Here is a 20,474-nt window from a genome sequence, read left to right as displayed (position 1 = left end):
AGGGCCGGCGCCTGCACCGAATCGATCCGGACCCGGACACTGCCCAATACCTGACATGGATCTTCGCCCAACGGCTGGCCAGGCACAGCATCGCCGGCATCGCCAGGGCGCTCAACGAGATGGGTGTACCGAGTCCCTCGGCCGCCGACCCCGTACGCAACCCGCACCGCCCTGGCGACGGGTGGCGGCTGCGGACTGTGGCGGCGATCCGCGCCAACCCCCGCTTCACCGGTCGACAGGTATAGACCTGCAACCGCAGCACCCCGGAACGTACAGCCGACGAACTGCCCGGCCTGCTCCAGGTGCAGCGGCTTGCCGTCGGCACCCAGTGGGCGCTGTCAGCCACGCTCGCGTACCCGGCGCTGGTCAGCGAAGAGGACTTCATCACCGCGCAAGTCATCAGCGCCGTGAGCCAGGCTACGGACGGGACCAGGCGGACCTACGTGCTAGGGCGCGTATTTGGTTGTGATCAAGGAGTGGTCTGCGTGAGGTCCTTGATCCAGATCATGGAGGCGCGGAGGTGGAGACCGGCGAGGTAGCTCTCGGGGGTCTTGTCGTACCGGGTGGCGATGCCTCGCCAGGCCTTCAGCTTGTTGATCAGGCGCTCGACGTTGTTCCGTTCCTTGTAGAGGTCGGCGTCGTGGCTGACGGGTCGGCCGCCCTGGCGGCCCTTCTTCTTCCGGTTCGCGGCCTGGTCCCTCTTCTCCGGGATGACTGCCTTGATGTGGTGTTTCCGTAGGTAGGCGCGGTTGCCGCGGGACGAGTACGCCTTGTCCCCGGCGACCGCGTCAGGCCGGGTGCGAGGGCGGCCGACCGGACCCCGGACCCGTATTTTCTTGAGCACGAGGACGAACTGCGGGCTGTCCGCGGCCTGCCCCACGGTCAGGACGAACGCCAGTGGGCGGCACTGTCGGTCGGCGGCGAGGTGAACCTTGCTGGTCTGCCCGCCCCTTGACCGTCCGAGCAGGGCAGCGGTCAGCCTGAGCTTGTGCCGGCGCCGGATGCGTCGCCGTTGCTCCCGCTCAGATTCGTCTTCACCATTATGCCCGTCTCGTCCTTGCGGATCATCCCCTTTTGCCGGGCCTTCTCCTCCTCGACGGCAGCCTTCTCCAAGGCGATGACGACATCCTGGCCGAGGTGCATCCCGGCAGCGTCGTGATGGGCCCGGGCAGTGGTGGAGTCCACGCTGACCAGAGACAAGTCCACCTCGCCTCCCTTCGCGGCCTCCGCGATCAAGCCCTCCAGCAGGGCCTCGAGGACACCCGTGTCCCTCCACTGCCGAAAGCGGTTGTGGACGGTCGGCCAAGCACCGAACTCCTTCGGCATCTCCCGCCACTGCCCGCCCGTTCTGAACCGCCAGATCACACCCTCGAACTGCTGTCGCAACCGCTCGGGGTACGGACCGAACCTGCCGATCGGCAGGTAAGGCTCGATGAACTCCCACTCCGAGTCGGACAGTTGCACCCGTTGCCGACCGGATCTTTACTGCCGCTGCTGGAGAAACTCGCTACACGAACGGGCACCGGGACTCCCGCCGCACCCCGCATGCTCGCTGCGACCGACGACGAAGTGCGGCGCCGCGCCGGGTCCACTACCGGAGAGGCCCCGGCCCTCGTCGGCGGCAACAGACCCACCCTTCGGGTTCATGGCACTACTGTCGACGACGCCTGATTGCTCGTTGCTCTCCATGAGTTCCGTATACCGCAAAGGACAGTTGGTGCCCTACAGGGCTCCCGGCGGAAGGCGATGATGGCCGGCTTGTTCGACGGCTTCGCAGGCTACCGCGTAGTGACTGACGCGGAGAAGCGCCACGCACTTACCGCAGCGCTCGTCGCGGTTGACGCGCCGCGCGGCCGGCACGGGCAATCTCAAGGAGCCAGGACGTCGTTCCGCGTCGCGCGTTCACTGCTCGCCTTGCTCCGCTGGTGCCAGATCGGCATCAATCGCCTCTGCTGCGCGTAGGAGATTGACTTCCCTATCCTTGAACTTGAAGTAAAGCACCAAGCCAGTCGCGGTGGCGGCCAGCGCGTTACCTGCCGCAGCACCCGGCGTACTCCGGGGGCCAGTGCACCTCCGGGCCCCGAGCGGTGGGGCCGCGCGGGGTGTCGGTGCGGCGCGCGGCACCGAGGTCGGTGATCAGTCCGTAGCCGTCGTGGATGAGAATGTTCTCCTGGTAGACATCGCGGTGCACGATCCCGCGCTCGTGCAGGGTGCTCAGGCCCTCGGCGACGTCGGCCAGGATGCTTAGCCCCGCCGCTACGTCGTCTCGGCTGAGGGTGGTGGCGAGGTGGGGCCCGAAGTTGCCTCCGTGGCAGTAGGGCATGGTGTACCAGTCGAACCGGTCGGTGCTGCCCTCCTCCAGCAGCGGCACGACGTGCTCGGCGCCTTGGGCGGCGCGGGTGACGGCGATCTCGTGGCGGAAGTCCTCGCGGGTCAGGGCCCTTTCGGCCTCGGTCATCTCCGCGTACCAGTAGAAGCCGTAGGCGGCCTTGCGGGTGGCCTCGTCGAGTTCGGCTAGGACGTGGTTGCTGCCGAAGCCGGCCTTGAGGACCACCGGAGGCGTTCCGTTGCGGCTGGCGAGCACCAGGGTGCTGGCGCGGGTGAAGCAGAGGAGGTCGTGGACGTGCCAGCCGGCGTCACGGAGCTGGTCAAGGACCCAGGCGGCAGGGTGCATCGGGTGCAGGTGCATGGGCTAACTCCTCATGTTCGCGCCGCATCCGGTGCGGTTTCGCGCAGCCGGTCCAGGCAGGCGGCGGCCAGCAGGTCGAGGTCGGGTTCGGTGGCGCACGGATGGCGCAGCACGGGCAGGCCGGTTGCCTCGGTCCACGCGTTGGCGCCCTGCTCGTACAGGTCGGCATACCGAGCAGCGGTCGGGCGGTCCTCCCCGAAACGGAGCGTGGTGGGCCGCTTGTACAGCCGGACATGGCACAGCTCGGGCTCGGTGGTGAGCAGGACGATCAGGTCCGCCCGCGCGGCCGTGACCTCGGCGAGCTGCTGGACGTAGTGGGCGACAGGACGATCGTGCAGCAGGGCGAGCAGGCAGGCGGTCGACAAGGTGAGCCGGTCGGCGACGACCGGGCCTAGGGACAGGGCGGGGGCGAGGTTGTGTCGGGCATGGAGTTCAAGGTCACGGCGGACCGCGGCCACCGCCCGCACGCCGCTGGAGGCCGGACGGCCGGCCCGCAGGCCGATGATGGAGCGGGTGGCCTCCAGCGACAGCCAAGAGAACTGGCCGATGTGCCCGAGGCGGATGTCCTCGCAGGCGGCGGTGGCCAGGATCCGGTCGCGCAGCGTGCTCTTCCCGGCTCCGGCGATTCCCTCCAAGGCCAGCAGCATGCCTCGCCCCTAGTTCTTCTCGGCGATCAGCCAGCTGATGAACTTCGCGACGCGGCCGCAGGTGACCGGTTCGGTGCCGTGGGTGAGCTGGGAGCCGTAGAGCAGGGCGGTGCCCGGGACGGGGCTGACGCTCCACCGGGTTCGGGGCATGGCCGCAAACCAGTCAGCACAGTGGTCGGCACCGTCATGGGCAAACCACATGCCGCCCGCGTAGGCGTGTCCCTGGGCGTCGTGGTCCAGGCGGACGTTCCACAGGCGGTCGCTGGAAGTGCTTTCGACGTAGAACGCACCACCGGCCTCCGCCTCGTGGACCACGACGCTGATGCCGGCGATCTGTCGCGGCCAAGCGAACGGGTCGGGGGCAATGCCGTCGAGGTGGCCAGTGATGTGCTGGCCGGGGCCATACTCGACGTAGGTCCACGGCCGGCAGGCGGTGATCGACGGCATGACGCGGGCCAGAGCGGGGCGGGCGCGGTCGAAGGCGTGCTGAAGCAGGGCCTCGGCTCTGTCCGGGATCCTCGGGACCTCGATCCGTCCGGCCGGCTCGTAGACGGCCATGGCTTGCTCGTTGGTGCGGCCGGGGATCTCATGGATGGAGGTGGACCGCTTCGTGCCGAAGCGGACCCGCGCCTCCTCGGTGAGGAAGTCGTTCATCACGGCGGCGAGCCGGTCCCGCTCCTCGGTGTCGACGAATCCCTCGACGCTGCCGACCGCGACGGTCTCGGCGATGTGGATCACGAGTCGGTCCTCCTCGTCTCGAGCACTCGGCGGACGTCGTCCAGGCCGGTGCAGTGATTGAGCCAACTGGCTACGGGGTGGTGGATGTTGGCGGTCGGATTAGCCCAAAGGGCCAGCAGCTCGCCGGCCAGCGGCAGCTCCTCCGCGCCTGGCAGCGCCTCCAACACGGTCAGCTGGTCCAATGCCGGGCACCAAGCAGCGTGCTGGGTGGCGAAGGCCCGCCCCAGCCGTGCTGCCGCCGCAAGCCCGCAGGAGCGCAGGAGCGTTTCGGCGGGCTCAGCCCGCTGGTAGCCGCGGTACTCGGTCTGCGCCCATCCAGCCCCGACCGCAGCGGCTACGGCCGCAACGCGGCAGGTCGCACAGCACCCGCCGTCGGCCTTCGGGCACGGATGATCGTGGGCCGGGAGGGTGGCGGCGACCTCGACGAGAGCCGCCCAGGCGGAGACCGTCAACAACTCGCCGACGGTGCTGCGGCCCGAGTCCGGGCCATGGTTGCAGCACACCGGACCCGACTGGGGTGCCGCGCTGGGAAGGAGCGCGGGCTCGATGAACAGAGCGTGGAAGTACACGATCCGCCCCAGCAACTGATGGATCGTCAGCGAGGCCGTGACGCTACCCACGCCGCCTCCTTACTGGTCTGAGCAGTGATCTGAGGCGCCGGGCAACAGCAGCCGTCCTCGATGGGCCGCTCGCCGCGCAGCGCGTCGGCGACGGCGCGGGTGGCCGCCCCAACGGCGTCGAAGTACGCCGGCCAGCCGTTCCCGGAGCCCGGGCGCAGCGTCAGGTCGAGTACGGGGCTCGTGCGTCCGGTGGTCTCGCACGTCAGCTCCGCCCGCCCGACGGCCACCTGCACCGCGGCGGGCAGGTCGGTGGTCACCGCGGTTACCACGCGGCACAGGGCGGCAGCAGCTCGCGCATACTCGGTCCGGTCGCGCGGAAGAATGCCGACCCGGCGCTCGGCAGGCGGCAGATCAGAGCCGGAGTAGAGATGTCCCTGACAGCTGTCATACGTGACAAGGCGCCAGTCCCGGGTGACAGCGTCGACCAGGGAGCGGACTCCGGGCTCGATTGCCTCTCGCCACTGGGGGTGGGCCGGGTCCAGGTCATCGGCCTCGTGCACGCCGGGCAGGCCGACGGTGTTGATGTTGCCATGCGCGCTGGTGCGCAGCCGCACATGCGGACGGTTCACGTTGGGGTGGTCCCAGCGGGCGAGGAAGGAGGCGACGTCGCGCATGCTGTTCGGCGTACGGGGGCGCAAGCGCACCCTGCGGCACCAGACCCCGGCCGGGTGGGCGGGCTGGGCGAGGAGTGCGGCGATGCCGTCGATCATCCGCATCCGGTAGTCGCAGTAGGCGTCTTGGTCGCCAGCCTGGTCCTGACGCCAGCGGGTGGCCACGCAGCCGCCGCCGCACGCGGACCGGTAGGCGCAGGTGGTGCACCGCTCCATCAGGGCCTTGCCCTGGTTCAGCAGCGGCAGCCGCCGCTGAGCCGCGACGACCGCGTTCTGCCCGGAAACCTGATCCAAGAAGGTGAGCTGGGCCTGCGGCCAGGGCAGTTCATCACAGCTGCCGAGCCGTCCGCCCGGATAGAGCGTGAAGACGTGGTCGCACTTCAGGTTGGAGAAGTGGCAGAAGCCGGTATCCAGCCCGCGCAGCCGTCGGATGGTGGATACGGCCGGTTCTAGTTTCAGGCGGGCGAAGTGCCCGGCGCCGATCCAGCGGACGGTGGCGGCAAGCACGAACTCGGCGTATTGGTCCGGGGTGGTCGCCCACCCGGGCCCTTGCGGGCCGCGCATAGCCGCGCGTTGAAGGAGTCGGCTCGCGGGAAGGCGCTGCCCTTGGGCAGCGGTGGGGTTTTGGACGGATGCATCGAAGCAGGGCACGAAGCTGACGGCGTTGACTGCCTCGAAGCCGGCTAGGTGGTCCAAGACGGCCTCGGCACGGTCGAGCACAGTCGGAGTGACCGCGGCGATCACGCCCACCCTCCGGCCGCGCTCGGCCAGCAGCCGCAGCGCGGCGGCTACGCGCGGGTACACCGCCCGGCCGTCGTAACCTACCCGCCAGGCGTTGCCCGCCGCGTCTCCGTCGAGGGAGATGCCGATCTGGAGGCGCGGGTACAGGGCATCGATCAAATCCAGCCACTGCTCATCGAGCAACACGCCGTTGGTCTGCATCGAGACCCGTACCACGCTGGGCTGGGACGCCAGTTCGCGCAGGACCTCGGCGACATGGTCACGTCCGGCCGTCAACGGCTCGCCGCCATGCAGTTCGACGGCGAGCGGACGCCCCGAGAAGAGCTCGGTGAGCCGACGTACTTGACCGGCGTCGATCCGGGCTCCCCCCGGGACCTCCTTGCGTTTCTCGTAGCAGTACAGGCAGTCGATGTCGCAGGTCTCACCCCGTAGCTTCAAGATCACCGATACGGCACTGTCGGCGTCTTCGACGTCGAGGCCGCGGTACAGGTGGGCCATCGGGTCGTGCTGTTCGGTGGTGCCGTACATCGGCTGCCTCCCAGGGGTGGCCGTGACCGGGCGGGGATCAGTCGTACAGGCGTCCCAGCAGGGCGCCCTGGCCGGACTGGAGGATGTGGGCGGCCTCCAGCGGAATCCAGAAGCATTCGAAGTGCGTTGGCTCCTGCTCCCCGTCGTGGTCCTCCTGGCTCATCCACCGCTCCGACGTCGGCTCGGTAAGTTCCAGGTGGAAGACGTGGCGGCGCTGGAGCTCGAACCGGTACGGGCTGATGTCGTACTCGGTCTCGCCGAGCTTTCGCACGATCTTGAAGTCCTTCAGGCCGGTTTCCTCCCGGGCCTCGCGCAGCGCCGCCGCCTCTGGCGTCTCGCCGGCGCGGATGCTGCCGGCCGGAACCTGGATGCCGACTTCCTCGTAGCTGTAGTCGGTGTGCCGGAAGACCAGCAGTTTGCCGTCACGTACGACGTAGCAGAGAACCTTGTCCTTGGTGACCCGATCTGGCATGGAAGAGCCCCTCTTCATTCGTTGGAACCAGACGCTTGCAGGACCGGAGATCACGGACAGAACCGCATGCCGCGCTGAGGCCGGACCGCCGGTCGCTGGGCAAATGACCTTGAGTCTAGGTCCCGTTAACCGGGCGCCACGAAGATCCAAGCATTCGGTCCATAGGAGTGCGCCATGGGTTCACCGTGTGTTGCCCGAGCTCAGGTCCCACTCCTCGTCTCGCTACTTCCGAACGATTCGCTGGCAGTAGCGTCCCAAGGTCTGGGCTGACCACGTCAGCCCTCGATGGGGGTCCAAGATGTACCCCTCCGGGTGGAGGTCAACGTCGGGAAGTGAACGATCTTGCCGATGGTGTCGACGACCTGCCCCACATAACCTGGTCCCATGGAGGCTCAAGATCATCGCTCGTCGTCCCGGCGTGGGTTGAGTGGGGAACAGGCTCTCGATCTGGTGACCAAGATCGTTGCCGAGGCTGGTCACCGCACTGACGGGATTGCGCTGCTACGACCGCCCGCCGACAACGCCATGGTGGCTATCCCACAACTCGGCCTCGTTGCACGAGTGGGTATCGACATTGTTTTCCGCGATCGTCTAGCCAATGAGCTGCATGTTGCGGAATGGCTGATGTCACGGGGGGTGCCCTCCATTCAGGCTGTGAATCTCCCAGGCTTGGCTCAGCTAGAAGTCATAGATGGTCGGGTCTTTACATGGTGGCGCTACCTCCAACGGCATGGCACGGCCACGGCAGGCGACCTCGGGAGGGCTTTGCGGCAGTTGCATGACCAAGTTCCCCCATGGCCACGACTGCCGGCCCTCGATCCCTGGTCTCGGGTCGCATCGCAGATTCAGGCTGCGAACCTGCCGTCTGAGGACAGGATTGGCCTCGAGCGACACTGGCGTGATCTCGCCGATCGATGGGAGCGGTCCGATTGGCCTCATCGAGCTTCTGCGGTGATCCACGGAGACGCCCACCGGGGTAACGTCTTGATGTCGGGGGGAGTTGGACACCTCCTCGACTTCGAAGACACCCGCCTCGGCCCGCGCGAGTGGGACGTTGCCTACGTCGTCGCTTCCAGGCGGGTGGGATGGCTTTCCCCGGTTGAGGCGTCGGATTTCTGGCGGGAATACGGGATGGATCCGCAGCAAGGTGGCGAGCTGGATCTTCTCGTGGACATCGCGCAATTTCGTCGAACCTGCTGGCTAGCCTCAAGGCTGCCGTTCGAGCCCGATCTGATCCAGCACGTCCAGCACCGGATAGCCACTCTGCTCGATCCTCGCCTCCCCCGCCACTGGCTGCCCGGGTAGGTGTGGCTACGTGCTCGGGGTCCACCGCCATGGACGCCCGCCGTGCAGCCCTCGCAGACAATCGATCCGGTACAACGCCTCGCGGGTCAGAGTCGAGTCCTGGCCAGCGCGCTGCACCAGGAACGTTGCCATGCGTAGTTCTCGCGTGTCACGCATGAGCGCGAAGCCGGGCCAGTGCGTGACGTCACTTCCGTAGACGGCGACGAACTGCCGGTACTCCTCATGCCCGATCCAGGCAAAAGATTCTAGCTTGATGGCCGTTGATACCAGGTCCCACTCGGGTGGCCCTATTGAACAGCGCTCCAGGTCCAGTAGCACCGCCGTCCCGTAAGCATGGACCGCCACGTTTCCAACCCAGGCATCTCCGTGGATCACACATCTCGGAAGCCCGTCCGGCAGCCGTTTCCAATCGACGCGCAGACTATCGATGCGCCGCAGGATCCACTCACGTCGGACACGATCGATGACCTCGCTTTCGCAGACGCGCTCGGGCAGCCGAACAAGCGGATCGAGTTCGGGCAACCCTAGGTCCGTCGGCGGATCGAGGTCGTGCAGCTGGCGCAAGAGGCGCGCCACATCTACCACATGACCCGCTTGATGGGATGGAAGCCGGCGCCAGAAGACCACCGGTATATCAGCAACAACGACTGGCTGAGGGTTGACATCACAGAGCGAGACACTTGGAACCCCGGCTCTTCGCAGCCACTGCGCCACCCTTACCTGACGAGATGACTGCTCGATGGACCCCGGCCTGCCGACTTTCGCAATCGTCTCGGAATCCACCGCCCATACGGCGTTCTCCCCCTCACGAATCAGCTTGAGTGCGCTGATGCCGAGCCCGACCCGCTGGCACGCGGCACGAACAGCGTCGTAGGATGCGGTACTCAAGCGTAGTTCGTCTCGAAGATCGCTTCGCAAAGTTCTGCGACTGGGGGTGCTCCGCGGCGGCTCACCGAGACACGGACGAGCTCTCTGAGTCCTTCGGCCACACGAGCCGACTTCAGCCCGTCGATGTCGCGGATCGTCCTGATCCCAAGCGCTGCGGCCTCCGCGAGCTCGCCGCTGACCATCAGGAGCGAAGCAAGCTTGACTGCGGACTGGACTGTAGAACGAGCATAGGCGTCGCCATGCCCCTCAACTGCCGCTCGCAGGCGCTGGACCGCTTCCTGCATAGGATGACCGCTCGTAGCGATACCGAAGAGTGCGTGACCGGTGTCGCCGAGATGCTGGGCCTGGTCGTAGTACGTCATCCACGGACGCTCCGCCTCCGAGCCGATGTGATCGAAGGCCTCGTCGGCTGCGGCAACCGCAGCCACCGTCTCCGCGCGCAAGCCCATCCTTGCCAGCGCTCTCGCCCTGCCGGTGTGCAGCATCGCTCTTTCTGCTGGAGTTAGGCCTCGAAAGTGAAGAGCCGCGTCGAGCAACCGGAGGCCGTCTGTCGGTGATCCGCACCAGATGGCCTGCCGAGCTTGGTGGGACAGCAGCTTCACTTGAAGATGGACGTTGCCGGCTGTGACCGCACACTCTGACGAGAACTCGAAGATCTTTTGCGCTCGGGTCTGGTTATCCGCATCGAAGTTCATAAAGCCGGTTACGGCGCCAAGGCGGGCGACGGCGGAAAAGAGATCGGATGCTAGGCCGTCAGCGCGACGTTGACGCAGTAGGCCGGCGCCCCACCGTAGATGCGCCTCCGCGGCCCGTCTGGCGATGCCGCCACCGTGGGCGAAATCCCAGGACGTCAGCAGCGAGGAGAGGCTGTTGATCTGCTCGATTTCTTCGAGAGTGACCACCTCGGGAAGACCATCGGCGAACACCCGAGGAGTGTCGTCGTAGTGTGGATGACTTGAGGCCGGTGGCCCATCGTAGGCGAGACCCATCATGTGCCTTGGGATGCCAAGGCCTTCCGCAATCCGCTCGAGTACCTCGTACGCGGTCACCTGCTGGGTTCCGTTGGAGATCGCACGGACCCTGGTCTCGGCGAGCCCTGTGCACCCTGCGAGGTGTGATCGGGAGTAGCCCTGGGAGCGCAGGAACCGGAAGAGCAGCGAGATGTCATGGTTCCGGAGAGCGGACGCGATCGGGCGACCTTCGAAGGTGGCCTGCCGCCACCAGCTCTCGTCATGCCGTCGCGAGACAGCCACGACTTACCTCCCCAGCGGTCCGTCCATGCTACGTAGCGTACGGGTAGATCGACGGACGAAGGTTCCCCTGTCACTGCAGCGCTGATCATTGGTGTCTGTCCGTCAAGGACAGAGACATACCACCTGGCTCGGGTGAGGGTCCACCATGAACCCTCACCGAGGGCTGATGCGCCAGCAGAAGCGCTGTGAATGTATGCGGATGCACGCGCCAGAACTCTTCCGGCTGGTGTCTGACGACGTGCCCCGATACCCGCAGGCGATAGATCGTGGCTGAGCAGAGGTCGAACGACCCTGCCTGCGGCCAGATCTACCTGACCTCTCTACACCCCATCCCGGAGGCCTCCGATGTACGAACAGAATGACCTAGCGCGATACGGCTACCGGCAGGAGTTGGCTCGGAGGCTTCGGTTCCGGGACCTGGTCGCGTACGGCTTGGTGTACATGGTGCCGATCGCGCCGATGGCGATCTTCGGCAGCGTCTACGCCGGCTCCGGCGGCATGGTGGCCCTGGCGTACGCCATCGGTGTGGTGGCGCTGGTGTTCACCGCGTTCTCGTACGCGCAGATGGTCAAGGCGTTCCCGATGTCGGGCAGCGTCTACAACTACGCGGGCCGGGGCATCAGCCCGCCGGTCGGTTTCCTGGCCGGCTGGGTGATCCTGCTGGACTACGTCCTGGTCCCGGGGCTGCTGTATCTGGTGGCGTCGGTGGCGATGCACGCCACGGCGTCGGCGGTGCCGGTGTGGCTGTGGCTGCTCGGGTTCGTCGCGGTCAACACGATCGTCAACTCGGTCGGGATCCGGATGACCGCGGTGCTCACCCGAGTCATGCTCGTCGGTGAACTGATCGTCTTGGCGATCTTCCTGGCCGTCGCCGGCTGGGCCCTGGCCTCGGGGAAGGGCCGGTTCAGTTGGGAGGCGTTCTACAACGCTGACACGTTCACCTGGTCCCTGGTGGCGGGGGCGGTGTCGATCGCGGTGCTGTCCTTCCTCGGCTTCGACGGGATCAGCATGCTGGCGGAGGAGACCAGGGGCGGGTCCCGGCAGATCGGCAGGGCCATGGCCGCCGTCCTGATCCTGGCCGGTGTGCTGTTCATCGCGCAGACGTGGCTGGCGGCGATGCTCGTCCCCGACCCCGGCACGCTCCTCGCGGAGGGCGATCCGAACGGCACCGCCTTCTACGACGCCGCCGCCGTGGCCGGAGGAGGCTGGTTGGCGACGCTGTGCGCCGTGGCGACGGCGATCGCCTGGGGCCTGCCGAACTCGATGGTCGCCCAGGTCGCCACGTCGCGGCTGCTGTACGCGATGGCCCGGGACCGGCAGCTGCCGGCGTTTCTGGCGAAGGTGTCGATCCGCCGGAACGTGCCGATCAACGCGACCCTGCTCACCGGGTTCGTTTCCCTCGCCCTGGGCCTGTATATGGCCACCCGTGCGGATGGGATCACCCTGTTGTCGTCGCTGATCAACTTCGGGGCGATGGTCGCGTTCCTGGTCCTGCACATCTCCGTGGTCGTGCACCATCTCATCCGCCGGCGCAGCGGCAACTGGTGGGCGCACCTGGTCATGCCCAGTATCGGGTTCGCGATCCTCGCCTACGTGGTGGTCAACGCCAACATCGCCGCCCAGCGCCTCGGCCTGGCCTGGCTCGCCCTCGGGGTCGTCGTCCTCGCCGGCCTGTACCTGACCGGCCGTCGGCCGGCGCTGTCGGGTCTGGCGCCCGCGCAGGCGCCGGCGCGTGACGTGGAGCGGGTGTGACCGCCATGGACACGATCACCTACCGTCCCGCCCGCGACGAGCTGGCCTACACCTTCGGTGGCCGGATGCCGGTAATCCACGTCCGCTCCGGCGACGTGTTGCAGGTGTTCACCGAGGACTGCTTCGGCGGGCTCGTGCGTGGGCCGGCGGACCTGCCGTCGCAGGTGTGCCGGATGCCCTACCTGAACCCGGTGTCCGGGCCGTTCTTCGTCGAGGACGCCGAGCCCGGTGACACCCTCGCCGTCCACCTCGCGGCCATCACACCGGCCCGGGACTGGGGTGTGTCGTCGACGTTTCCGCACTTCGGGGCGCTGACCTCGACCTCCCACACCGCGACGTTGCAGCCGCCCCTGGAAGAGCGGGTGTGGGTGTACGACATCGACCGGCAGGCCGGCGCGGTCCGCTTCCACGCCACGGGCACCGACCACAGTGTCGACCTGCCCCTGGACCCGATGATCGGCACGATCGGGGTCGCCCCCGGCGGGTTCGAGGCCCGCGCCACGATCGTCCCTGACGCCCACGGCGGGAACCTGGACACCCCTGAGCTGCGTGCCGGGACCACTCTCTACCTGGGTGTGAACGTGCATGGGGCGATGCTCGCCCTCGGTGACGGGCACGCCCGTCAGGGCGAAGGTGAGGCCTGCGGCGTCGGGGTGGAGATCGCCACGACCACCACCCTGATCATCGAGGTCATCAAGGGGACCGGCACCGTGTGGCCCCGGCTGGAAGCCGACCGGGAGATCATGTCCGTCGGCTGCGCCCGACCTCTGGAGGACGCCTACCGCATCGCCCACCGCGATCTGGTTGGCTGGACGAGCGCGCTCACCGGCCTGGAAGAGCTCGACGCCTACCAGCTCGTGTCGCAGGCGGGGCGGGCGCCGATCGGCAACGTGTGCGACCCGAACTACACGGTCCTCGCCGCCGTCGACAAGGCGCTGCTGCCGTCCCCGGCCGCCGCGTACGGCGGGGTGCACGCCCGGTTGCGGCAGCGCGCGGCCGGGCTGCGATAGGGAGCCGGTGCGATGACCGCGTCGATCCCGCAGCTGCCGCTGCGTGACGAGTTGTTTCTGCTCGGCCACAACGACGACACCGGCCAACCCCACGTCCACCGCCAGGCCCTAGCTTTCGGGATGGCCGGCGCGGTCCTGATCGACCTGGTCCTGGCCGGGCGGATCGCCCTCGATGATGACGGCCGCCCGGGCGGGCAACAGCGGCTGTGGCTGCACCTCGACCGGCCCGTCGGTGACCTGATCGCCGACACCGCCATCGCCTCCGTCCGCTATGCCAATCCCGCCCCGGCGCTGCGGGGATGGCTGGCATGGTTCGCCGACGACCTGTACGAACGCACCCGCGCCGGCCTACACGCCGGCGGGATCCTGCACCGCACCAGCCGGCGCCGGCTCGGTGGGCTCGCCCGCACCGAGGTCTACCTCACCACCCACAGCAAATGGGCGGTCGTGGCGCGTTCCAGGCTGCGGTACCTCGCCGCCGGGCGGGAGCCGCCGGACAACCACACCGCCGCCCTTGCCGGCCTGGTCGCGGTCCTCGGCCTGGCCACCCATCTCTATCTCGACGACACCGCCGCCGTCACCGGCCAACTGCGGGCGATCGCCGAGCAGCACCACCGGCCGGTACGTGAGATCACCGCCGCGGTCGACGCCGCCGTCGGTGACCTCGCCACCGCCGCATACCGCTGAGCAGCCCCACCATTGATTCCGGAGCCATCGACCGTGATCCACCCACCTCACCCACCCTCGACGCCCACGGATCTGCCGGCCCGCTGGCGTCGGCGGCCCGCCGTCAGGATCGCTGCCGCGCTGTCCGTGCTATGCCTGCTCGCCGCTGCCGCCCTCGTGCCCGCCTGGTCCGCCACCCACACCCCCGCGCCGGACAACAGCGGCTGGCGGGTCACACCGCCCGCCCGAACGAGTACCGCGCCGTGTGAGATCCCCGCGCCACTGACCGCCGCCCAGTTGCGGGCCCTCGCCGCACGGACCGCCGCGACGCCACCCACCGCCCTGCCCGCGCCGCAGCCAGCAGCCCACGTGCTTCCCCGGGTCGCCGCAGAGGCCAGCTGCGACGTCCCGGGCCGGTTCTCGTTCGTGCAGATACGGCAATGGGCCGCCGACACCCGCATCGACGGCGGGCGCACGACCAGCACCGTCGTGGTGTTCGAGCAGCGGCACTGGCGCGCCGACAACGGCTCCGGACGAGCCGTCAACCTGCGCCACCCGCCCGGCCCACAGCCCACCACCGACGAGACCTACCAGCCGGGCGAGCTCGACGGAACCATCGGCCCGGTCGCCGCCGACCCCGCTGGCCTCACCAAGCAGATCACCAGCATCACGCAGCCCTTCCTCGGCGCACCGGCGGTCCTGGACGCCGTCGCCGATCTGACGGCCTGGCGCACACCCGGCCGCGACGCCCGCACCGCGATCCTCGCCCTGCTGAACGACACCGACGGGCTCACCCACCACGCCGCGGTGCGAGACCGCGCCGGACGCACCGGTGTCGGCGTCAGCGCCACCGGTGAGGACGGCGCCGTCCGCGGCCTGTTCATCCTGCACGCCACCACCGGCGAGGTCCTCGCCTACGAACGCGCCCACTTCAGGCCACCGAAGGGCAACACCCGCACCGGCGATGTCGAGGACTACCTGCTGTTCAGCGTCCACACCCGCACGAGCACCACCAACACGCCCTGACACCGCGTCGCCATCTACGCGGCAACTCCCATCCGCTTCCGGACTGTTGAAGGGATCCTCATGGACGCCACTGCTCGCATCCGCGCCGCCCGCTGGACCGACAGGGACAAGGTCGCCGCGCTCATTGCTGACGCCCTGCACCCCGACCCCCTAGCAGCCTGGCTGGTGCCCGAGGCCACCCGCCGGCGCCGCGTCCTCGCCGAGGTGACGGCGATCTGGGTGGAACACGCGATGTTCTACGGCGACATCCACGTCACCGACGACCTGAACGCCGCCGCGGTCGGTTTCCACCGCTACCGCAGCATCCCGCCACCGGCGAACTACCGCAGCCGCCTCGCCGACGCCGCCGGCGACCAGGCTGAGCGCTTCGAGATCCTCGACGGGCTGCTCAGCGCGCGCCGGCCCACCGAGCCGCTCTACCACCTGGCGTTCCTCGCCGTCGCGCCCGCCGCTCAGCGGCGAGGTGTCGGCGCGGCGATGCTCGCCCACCACCGCGACAGACTCGACCGCGTCGACCTGCCCTCGTGGACCGACACCACCGGCGAGTGCCAGGACGTCTACACCCGCTACGGCTACACCCCGCAGGAAGCCATCCGGCTGCCCGAGGGCCCGGTCATCACCCCGATGCGCCGCACCCGCACTGCGGGCCCCGACCCCCTCGACACCGTCAGCGCGGCCGGCGGATCGCGGGCCAGAAATTCGGGCGTCTGATCCGCCCGATGGCCTCACGAACCGAACCATCGCCGAACCTCGGCCACGTCGCTCGTGTGTCATGGATGAGACGGCATGGACCCCCAGGAAGGCTCGACGACCGTCGGCCGGAAGCAGTGGCTACCGTGATCGAGCCGCTGCCGGAGGTACTCATCCGCGCCGAGCACCTTCTCACCTCGGGGCGCCGTGAGGCAGCCGCCGCGCTGCTGCGGCCCGCGCTGGCCCAGGTCCACCCGGACGTGGTTCCGGCGGCGGCCGTGGGCGCCGCGGTCCTGTACGCCCACACCCTCGCCGGCGCCGGGCATCCCGCCGCCGCGGTCGACTGGGCCGGTTGGGCGCACGTCCGCAGCCGCCACCGACACGGCCAGGACCACCTCACCACGGTGCGGGCACTCAGGGTCCACGCCTCCGCCCTGCTCACCACCGGACGCGCCCGACTCTCCGCCGCCGGCTACCGCGGCCTCATCACCACCCTCACCACCCCCGTCGGGCCGGGCCACCAGCACACCCTGGCCGCCCGCGCCGACCTCGCCGTCGCCCTGCACCGCGCCGAGGTCTGCGCCACCGCCCATGCCGAACTCACCGACGCCTGGCACACCCGCCGCGCCCACACCGACAACACCGACGACACCGACGAGTTGGCGGTCAGGATGCTCACCCGGCTGGCCGGCATGTACCGCGACTGCGCCAACCCCTACCGCGCCACCGGCTGCTACCGCCGAGCCCTACACCGCGCCCACCACTCGCTGCGTCAGCAGGTGCACGAGGCCCCGCCGGCCTCACGCCGTGCTCCGCCCACCCGGGCGTCTGCACCTACCACCCGCATGCCAGGCCGACACCGCCGCACCCGCCCTCGCCCTACTGATCGCGCACTCCACCCAGGGACCGATCCGATGCCGTACCCCCGCAAGTACCCCCAAAATCTCATCGACGCCGCCGTGGCGCGCGTCCAGCAGCAGCGCGCAGCCGGCGACCACCGCGCCGTCACCGCCGTCGCCCAAGAGCTGAACCTGCAGCGCCGGCTCGTGCAGAAGTGGGTCATCGACTCCCGCCCAGCCACCACAACGTCACCGGCCGTCCAGCAAGGGCCAGCCGACCAGCGGGCTGACGACACCGACCCGCGCGAGGTGGTGCTACCGCCGGGACTGCTGTGGTGTCGCCTCTGCGACCAGCCCATGACCGCCATCCTGGGCTGCGACGAGGACCTCGTCTACGACTGCCCACCCGGCTCTTTCCGCCCCGCCCTACCCGCCGCGCGCGTGGTGGATGCCATCGGCCGCGCCGTGCTGCGCCACGCACCCCGCATCGTGCCCACCGCCCTGGCCCACCCGCACAGCCCCCAGATGGCCGCCGCCTGCGCCGGACGGGTCATCAGCCGCGTCACCGCCGGCCGCGCCCCCACCGACCTGCGCATCACCTGGCGACCCGTCATCACCAGCCTCGTTCCATTCACCGACTACGTCGAACTCGCCCGCACCCTCGCCGGCAGCAACCCCGCCCACGCCCGGGAGCTCCTGCACGCCGCGCTGGCCGCCGTCGACCCCGCCACCGCTCCCGCCGACCCCCTCCACGCCGACGCCGCCGGCACCCTCGCCGAGGTGCTCATCCGCCTCGGCCACCCCAGCGCGGCAATCCGCTGGGCCACCTACGCCCACCACGCACACACCCACCTACGCGGCCCCGCCGCCGCCACCACCCTCACCGCCCTGCACACCCTCGCCACCGCGCACCGCCTCGTCGGACATCACCAGCGCGCCTACCACCACTACCGCCACCTCGCCGAGCAACTCGCCACCACCGCCGGCCCCGAGGCCCATCACACCCTCGCCGCCCAGGCATCCCTCGCCGTCGTCCTGCACCAGCTCGGCCACTGCGCCCACGCGCGGACCCTGCTCGCCGACACCATCACCGCCCACCGACGCGCACACCCCGGACACCCCGCCACCGATCAGATGACCGGGCACCTGGCCCGGATGTGGCAGCACTGCGCCGAGCAGCGACACCAGCACCCGGACGCGGGATGAGCCAGTCCGATCCGCAGCCAGCCCAGGACGGGCCGGACCATCGACCAGCGAACACGCACCTTGTCCAGATCGCCGAGCGCGCTTGGTCGTGGACGCCCGGATCCGGGCAATCCCGGCTGGCCGGGCTGAGCCCTTCAGAGGCGTACATTCATGGCGCTCTTTCAGGCGGTGCTGCCGGTGTCCGTGACCGGCTATCGCCCAGAGTCGTCCCGGCGCGGCGCCGTGTACAGCGCGGTGACGTAGTGGTCGACCGCGCTCCCGCCGGGCTGGATGGCGACCACCTCGGCGACGGCGTCGAGGAACGCCTGTCGCCGGCAGCGCCAGGGCCTCGGCGACGCCCTGCTCGCCTAGCACCGTCAAAGGCTCGACCGCATCGGCCTGCCGGCCATGGCAGAAGTGCCGCCCGCGTCCCACCGCCTTTTCAGCCGCAACGGCTACCTCCCCAGTCCGAAGTCATCCCCGCCGGCGGCCTCAGGCTTCAGCCGATGACCAGCCCGGCAGCCTCTCCTGCCAGTCCGCCCTCGGGCTAGAGCCAGCTCAACGCTGCTTGCCCAGATGCTCTTTCCCAAAGGACAGCGCTCGTCTCTCCAGCTCACGGCGAAATTTCTCTTTTAGTCCCCGACATGACGGCTAAGTAGAAGGTCGCCACCGGATTCCTACATCGCGGCGGTCACGTCATGGTTCGAGACACGAGAGCCCGACAGCGGCGCCGCGACCTGCGCTTGAACCACATAAGCCCCTGCCACCGACGGCAGGGGCGTTGGACACCACGATTCGGAGAGGAACATCCAATGGCCACCATCGGAGACATCAAGGCAGGCCTGGTTCACGGGAAGTCCGAGGCCGACAAGGCACTCACCCAACTCGCCGGCGTAACCGCCCAGGTCGACATGGCAATTGCCGTACTCCAGGCTCTCGTCGCCGGCACCCGACAGCCTGCGGTCATGGGTGCCATCGGCAAGCTGACCGCCGCCAAGCAAAACTTCACTGAGGGCGCCGGCCTGATCCAGGCCGCAATCGCCCAGACCGAGAAGTACAACGCCGCCCTCTGACACTGAACTCGGAAAGGCTCCCCGATGCCGATGGGTAACCGGCGCAGAGCGGATTGTCACCCGACGGTCATCAGGTGCATTGCGGCCGCCGTCCGTCGTCAACCCACGCGCGGCCCTCTCGCGCTGCCGGCCGGCTGTCGGTCATCATCGCTCTCGGCCTGGTCGCGTCCGGGCAGGCGATGGCGGCCCGTCGGTGGTGGCAGACCGCGCGGCGGGTCGCCGATGAGTCCGGTGACCCGGACACGCAGGTGCTGGTGCGAGCGTGGGACGTGGTGAATGGCTGTTACGACGGCCGGCCGGCTGACCAGGTGGTATCGCTGTCGAACGAGGTGCTGCCGCTGCTGCGCGGGCAGGCGACCGCCGCGACGTGCGGGCTGCTCGCCGGGCGGGCACAGGCGGGACTGCCGCCGGTTTGGTTGACTCCTGCCCCGTGAGGATGCGTTCCTCGCTGGAAGGATGTCTGCCATGCCGAAAGCGTTCCCGCTGGAGTTCCGTCGTGATGTGGTCACGGTCGCCCGTCAGGGTGAGGCGTCGTTGAGGCAGATCGCGAAGGATTTCGGGATCTCCGAGGCCTGTCTGCACCGCTCGCTCAAGCTCGCCGATGTCAAGGACGGCTAGGGTCGATGGCGGAACGCCTTGGATGCGGCTCGGGTGGGGTGGCAGGCATGGCAAGGACTGTGCAGATCCGTACCTACACCGTCCGGGCGGGACTGCTGGACGAGTGGGTGGACCAGTGGCAGCGCTTGGTGGTCCCGCTGCGCCGTGATATCGGCTTCGAGATCCACGGTTCATGGAAGGACCACGCGCGTAGCCAGCACATCTGGGTGATCTCCTATGACGGGCCCGAGTCGTTCGAGGAGGCCAACGCCGCCTACTGGGCCTCCGAGCGCCGCGAGACGCTCGGTCTGGACCCGGACGACTACTTGATGGGCGAGGAGATCCGCGAGGTCGAGCAGACGCTATGAGTCCGCGTCGGCCGGCAGCAGGTGGGCCCGCCGCTCGTCGTCGGTGAGCGCGCGGAATACCCGCGAGCGTGCTATCACGGTCAGCTCGTCCAGGTTGACGGAGTCCGGCCAGACGCGGGCGGTGCCGTCCGCCGAGCCGGTGACGACCTGCCGCCCGTCCGGCAGCCACGCCAGGCCGGTCACGCCGTCGCGGTGTACGCCGATCACCTCGCCCTGGTCGTCGTCCACGCCCCAAACCCGCACGGTCCGGTCGTCCGAGCGGGAGGCCAGCCGCCGACTGTCCGGTGCCCAGGCCACCGCACGGACCCGCTTCTCGTGGCCGGTCAGCACCCGCGGCCGCTCGGTGCCGGTGAGGTCCCAGACGCGGACGGTCCAGTCGGCACGTCCGGAAGTGGGGGGCGGTGCACGGCCGGCACGCCCCCCAGGGCCCCGGCAAGTCGTCATGGGCTGCCACGAGCTTTCCGGACAGGGGATCTACTAAGATCCTTTTCCAGAAGGTGAGGAATCCGTGCCCCAGAAACGTCGAAATTATTCTCCGGAGTATCGAACCGAGGCCGTCAAAAGGGTGATCGAGTCGTCACGTCCCGTGGCGCAGGTTGCTCGGGAACTCGGCATCCTGGAAGGAACGTTGGGTAATTGGGTCGCTGCGTACCGGCGGGAGCACGCGGGCGAGGAACCGCAACTCAGCTTGGACGAGCGTGCTCGCCTGCGTGAGGTAGAACGTGAATTGCGGGAAGTCAAGATGGAGAACGAGTTCCTAAAAAAATGTGCCTCGT

21 protein-coding genes and 2 pseudogenes are annotated in these 20,474 nt (G+C 68.8%); 13 read left to right on the top strand and 10 right to left on the bottom strand.

Annotation, left to right across the window (positions count from 1 at the left end; translation table 11 throughout):
- Positions 1-11 precede the first annotated feature (11 nt).
- On the top strand, positions 12-245 hold the full coding sequence (locus ABZ807_RS29005; protein ID WP_357164824.1) for a recombinase family protein: 234 nt from the start codon (positions 12-14) through the stop codon (positions 243-245).
- Between the two features lie 224 nt (positions 246-469).
- On the opposite strand, the pseudogene ABZ807_RS29000 reads toward ABZ807_RS29005, so the two are convergent.
- The 7 genes and pseudogenes from ABZ807_RS29000 to ABZ807_RS28970 form a co-directional block, all read right to left on the bottom strand.
- Positions 470-1,464, bottom strand: a pseudogene (locus tag ABZ807_RS29000) (IS5 family transposase).
- 565 nt (positions 1,465-2,029) lie between these two features.
- Positions 2,030-2,689, bottom strand: a complete 660-nt coding sequence (locus ABZ807_RS28995; RefSeq protein WP_357164782.1) for a protein kinase — start codon at positions 2,687-2,689, stop codon at positions 2,030-2,032.
- A gap of 11 nt (positions 2,690-2,700) precedes the next feature.
- The gene (locus ABZ807_RS28990; protein WP_357164779.1) at positions 2,701-3,336 is read right to left on the bottom strand and encodes a hypothetical protein; all 636 of its coding nucleotides are present in this window, start codon (positions 3,334-3,336) and stop codon (positions 2,701-2,703) included.
- A gap of 9 nt (positions 3,337-3,345) precedes the next feature.
- On the bottom strand, positions 3,346-4,074 hold the full coding sequence (locus ABZ807_RS28985) for a hypothetical protein (protein WP_357164776.1): 729 nt from the start codon (positions 4,072-4,074) through the stop codon (positions 3,346-3,348).
- Entirely contained in the window at positions 4,071-4,694 is a 624-nt protein-coding gene (locus ABZ807_RS28980; protein ID WP_357164773.1) for a hypothetical protein, read from the bottom strand. The genes ABZ807_RS28985 and ABZ807_RS28980 overlap by 4 nt, the downstream gene beginning before the upstream one ends.
- Positions 4,670-6,574, bottom strand: coding sequence for a radical SAM protein (locus ABZ807_RS28975; protein WP_357164770.1), 1,905 nt, complete (start codon positions 6,572-6,574; stop codon positions 4,670-4,672). The genes ABZ807_RS28980 and ABZ807_RS28975 overlap by 25 nt, the downstream gene beginning before the upstream one ends.
- A 37-nt stretch (positions 6,575-6,611) precedes the next feature.
- Positions 6,612-7,046, bottom strand: coding sequence for an NUDIX domain-containing protein (locus ABZ807_RS28970; protein ID WP_357164767.1), 435 nt, complete (start codon positions 7,044-7,046; stop codon positions 6,612-6,614).
- Between the two features lie 450 nt (positions 7,047-7,496).
- On the opposite strand from ABZ807_RS28970, the gene ABZ807_RS28965 reads away from it, so the two are divergent.
- On the top strand, positions 7,497-8,351 hold the full coding sequence (locus tag ABZ807_RS28965; protein ID WP_357164764.1) for a phosphotransferase: 855 nt from the start codon (positions 7,497-7,499) through the stop codon (positions 8,349-8,351).
- 6 nt (positions 8,352-8,357) lie between these two features.
- On the opposite strand, the gene ABZ807_RS28960 is transcribed toward ABZ807_RS28965, so the two are convergent.
- Together ABZ807_RS28960 and ABZ807_RS28955 are read right to left on the bottom strand one after the other, a co-directional pair.
- Positions 8,358-9,239, bottom strand: a complete 882-nt coding sequence (locus tag ABZ807_RS28960; protein WP_357164761.1) for an aminoglycoside phosphotransferase family protein — start codon at positions 9,237-9,239, stop codon at positions 8,358-8,360.
- The gene (locus tag ABZ807_RS28955) at positions 9,236-10,288 is read right to left on the bottom strand and encodes a hypothetical protein (protein WP_357164758.1); all 1,053 of its coding nucleotides are present in this window, start codon (positions 10,286-10,288) and stop codon (positions 9,236-9,238) included. Before ABZ807_RS28955 ends, ABZ807_RS28960 begins: the two co-directional genes overlap by 4 nt.
- 549 nt (positions 10,289-10,837) lie before the next feature.
- Between ABZ807_RS28955 and ABZ807_RS28950 the strand changes: the two genes are divergently transcribed.
- The 10 genes and pseudogenes from ABZ807_RS28950 to ABZ807_RS28905 all read left to right on the top strand — a co-directional run bounded on the left by ABZ807_RS28950 (position 10,838) and on the right by ABZ807_RS28905 (position 19,698).
- Positions 10,838-12,244: an APC family permease gene (locus ABZ807_RS28950; protein WP_357164755.1), complete on the top strand. Its 1,407-nt coding sequence runs from the start codon at positions 10,838-10,840 to the stop codon at positions 12,242-12,244.
- Positions 12,241-13,254, top strand: coding sequence for an acetamidase/formamidase family protein (locus ABZ807_RS28945; protein WP_357164752.1), 1,014 nt, complete (start codon positions 12,241-12,243; stop codon positions 13,252-13,254). Before ABZ807_RS28950 ends, ABZ807_RS28945 begins: the two co-directional genes overlap by 4 nt.
- Before the next feature lie 12 nt (positions 13,255-13,266).
- A complete protein-coding gene (locus tag ABZ807_RS28940) occupies positions 13,267-13,941 on the top strand; it encodes a GPP34 family phosphoprotein (protein WP_357164749.1) in 675 nt (224 codons plus the stop codon).
- Between the two features lie 33 nt (positions 13,942-13,974).
- Positions 13,975-14,946, top strand: a complete 972-nt coding sequence (locus ABZ807_RS28935; protein ID WP_357164746.1) for a hypothetical protein — start codon at positions 13,975-13,977, stop codon at positions 14,944-14,946.
- A 60-nt stretch (positions 14,947-15,006) separates the two neighbouring features.
- Positions 15,007-15,657: a GNAT family N-acetyltransferase gene (locus ABZ807_RS28930; RefSeq protein ID WP_357164743.1), complete on the top strand. Its 651-nt coding sequence runs from the start codon at positions 15,007-15,009 to the stop codon at positions 15,655-15,657.
- Positions 15,658-15,782: 125 nt separating this feature from the next.
- Positions 15,783-17,681 carry a tetratricopeptide repeat protein gene (locus ABZ807_RS28925; protein ID WP_357164740.1) on the top strand — a complete coding sequence of 633 codons (1,899 nt, stop codon included), beginning with the start codon at positions 15,783-15,785 and terminating at the stop codon, positions 17,679-17,681.
- A gap of 791 nt (positions 17,682-18,472) precedes the next feature.
- Complete coding sequence (locus ABZ807_RS28920; RefSeq protein WP_357164737.1) at positions 18,473-18,733, top strand: hypothetical protein; 261 nt, start codon at positions 18,473-18,475, stop codon at positions 18,731-18,733.
- A 179-nt stretch (positions 18,734-18,912) separates the two neighbouring features.
- Positions 18,913-19,167, top strand: coding sequence for a hypothetical protein (locus ABZ807_RS28915; protein ID WP_357164734.1), 255 nt, complete (start codon positions 18,913-18,915; stop codon positions 19,165-19,167).
- Positions 19,168-19,198: 31 nt separating this feature from the next.
- A pseudogene (locus ABZ807_RS28910) lies at positions 19,199-19,348 on the top strand (IS3 family transposase); the annotation flags it as partial.
- A 50-nt stretch (positions 19,349-19,398) separates the two neighbouring features.
- Positions 19,399-19,698, top strand: coding sequence for an NIPSNAP family protein (locus tag ABZ807_RS28905; RefSeq protein ID WP_357164731.1), 300 nt, complete (start codon positions 19,399-19,401; stop codon positions 19,696-19,698).
- On the opposite strand, the gene ABZ807_RS28900 is transcribed toward ABZ807_RS28905, so the two are convergent.
- The gene (locus ABZ807_RS28900; protein ID WP_357164728.1) at positions 19,693-20,028 is read right to left on the bottom strand and encodes a hypothetical protein; all 336 of its coding nucleotides are present in this window, start codon (positions 20,026-20,028) and stop codon (positions 19,693-19,695) included. The two genes, ABZ807_RS28905 and ABZ807_RS28900, sit on opposite strands and share 6 nt — an antisense overlap.
- A 178-nt stretch (positions 20,029-20,206) precedes the next feature.
- On the opposite strand from ABZ807_RS28900, the gene ABZ807_RS28895 reads away from it, so the two are divergent.
- A partial coding sequence (locus tag ABZ807_RS28895; protein WP_357164725.1) for a transposase occupies positions 20,207-20,474 on the top strand: 268 nt, incomplete at its 3' end.

The organism is Micromonospora sp. NPDC047548, assembly GCF_040642975.1.
Lineage (GTDB): Bacteria > Actinomycetota > Actinomycetes > Mycobacteriales > Micromonosporaceae > Micromonospora.
The sequence above is the reverse complement of the archived record's forward strand: the minus strand, read 5'-3'. Positions and strand labels throughout refer to the sequence as shown.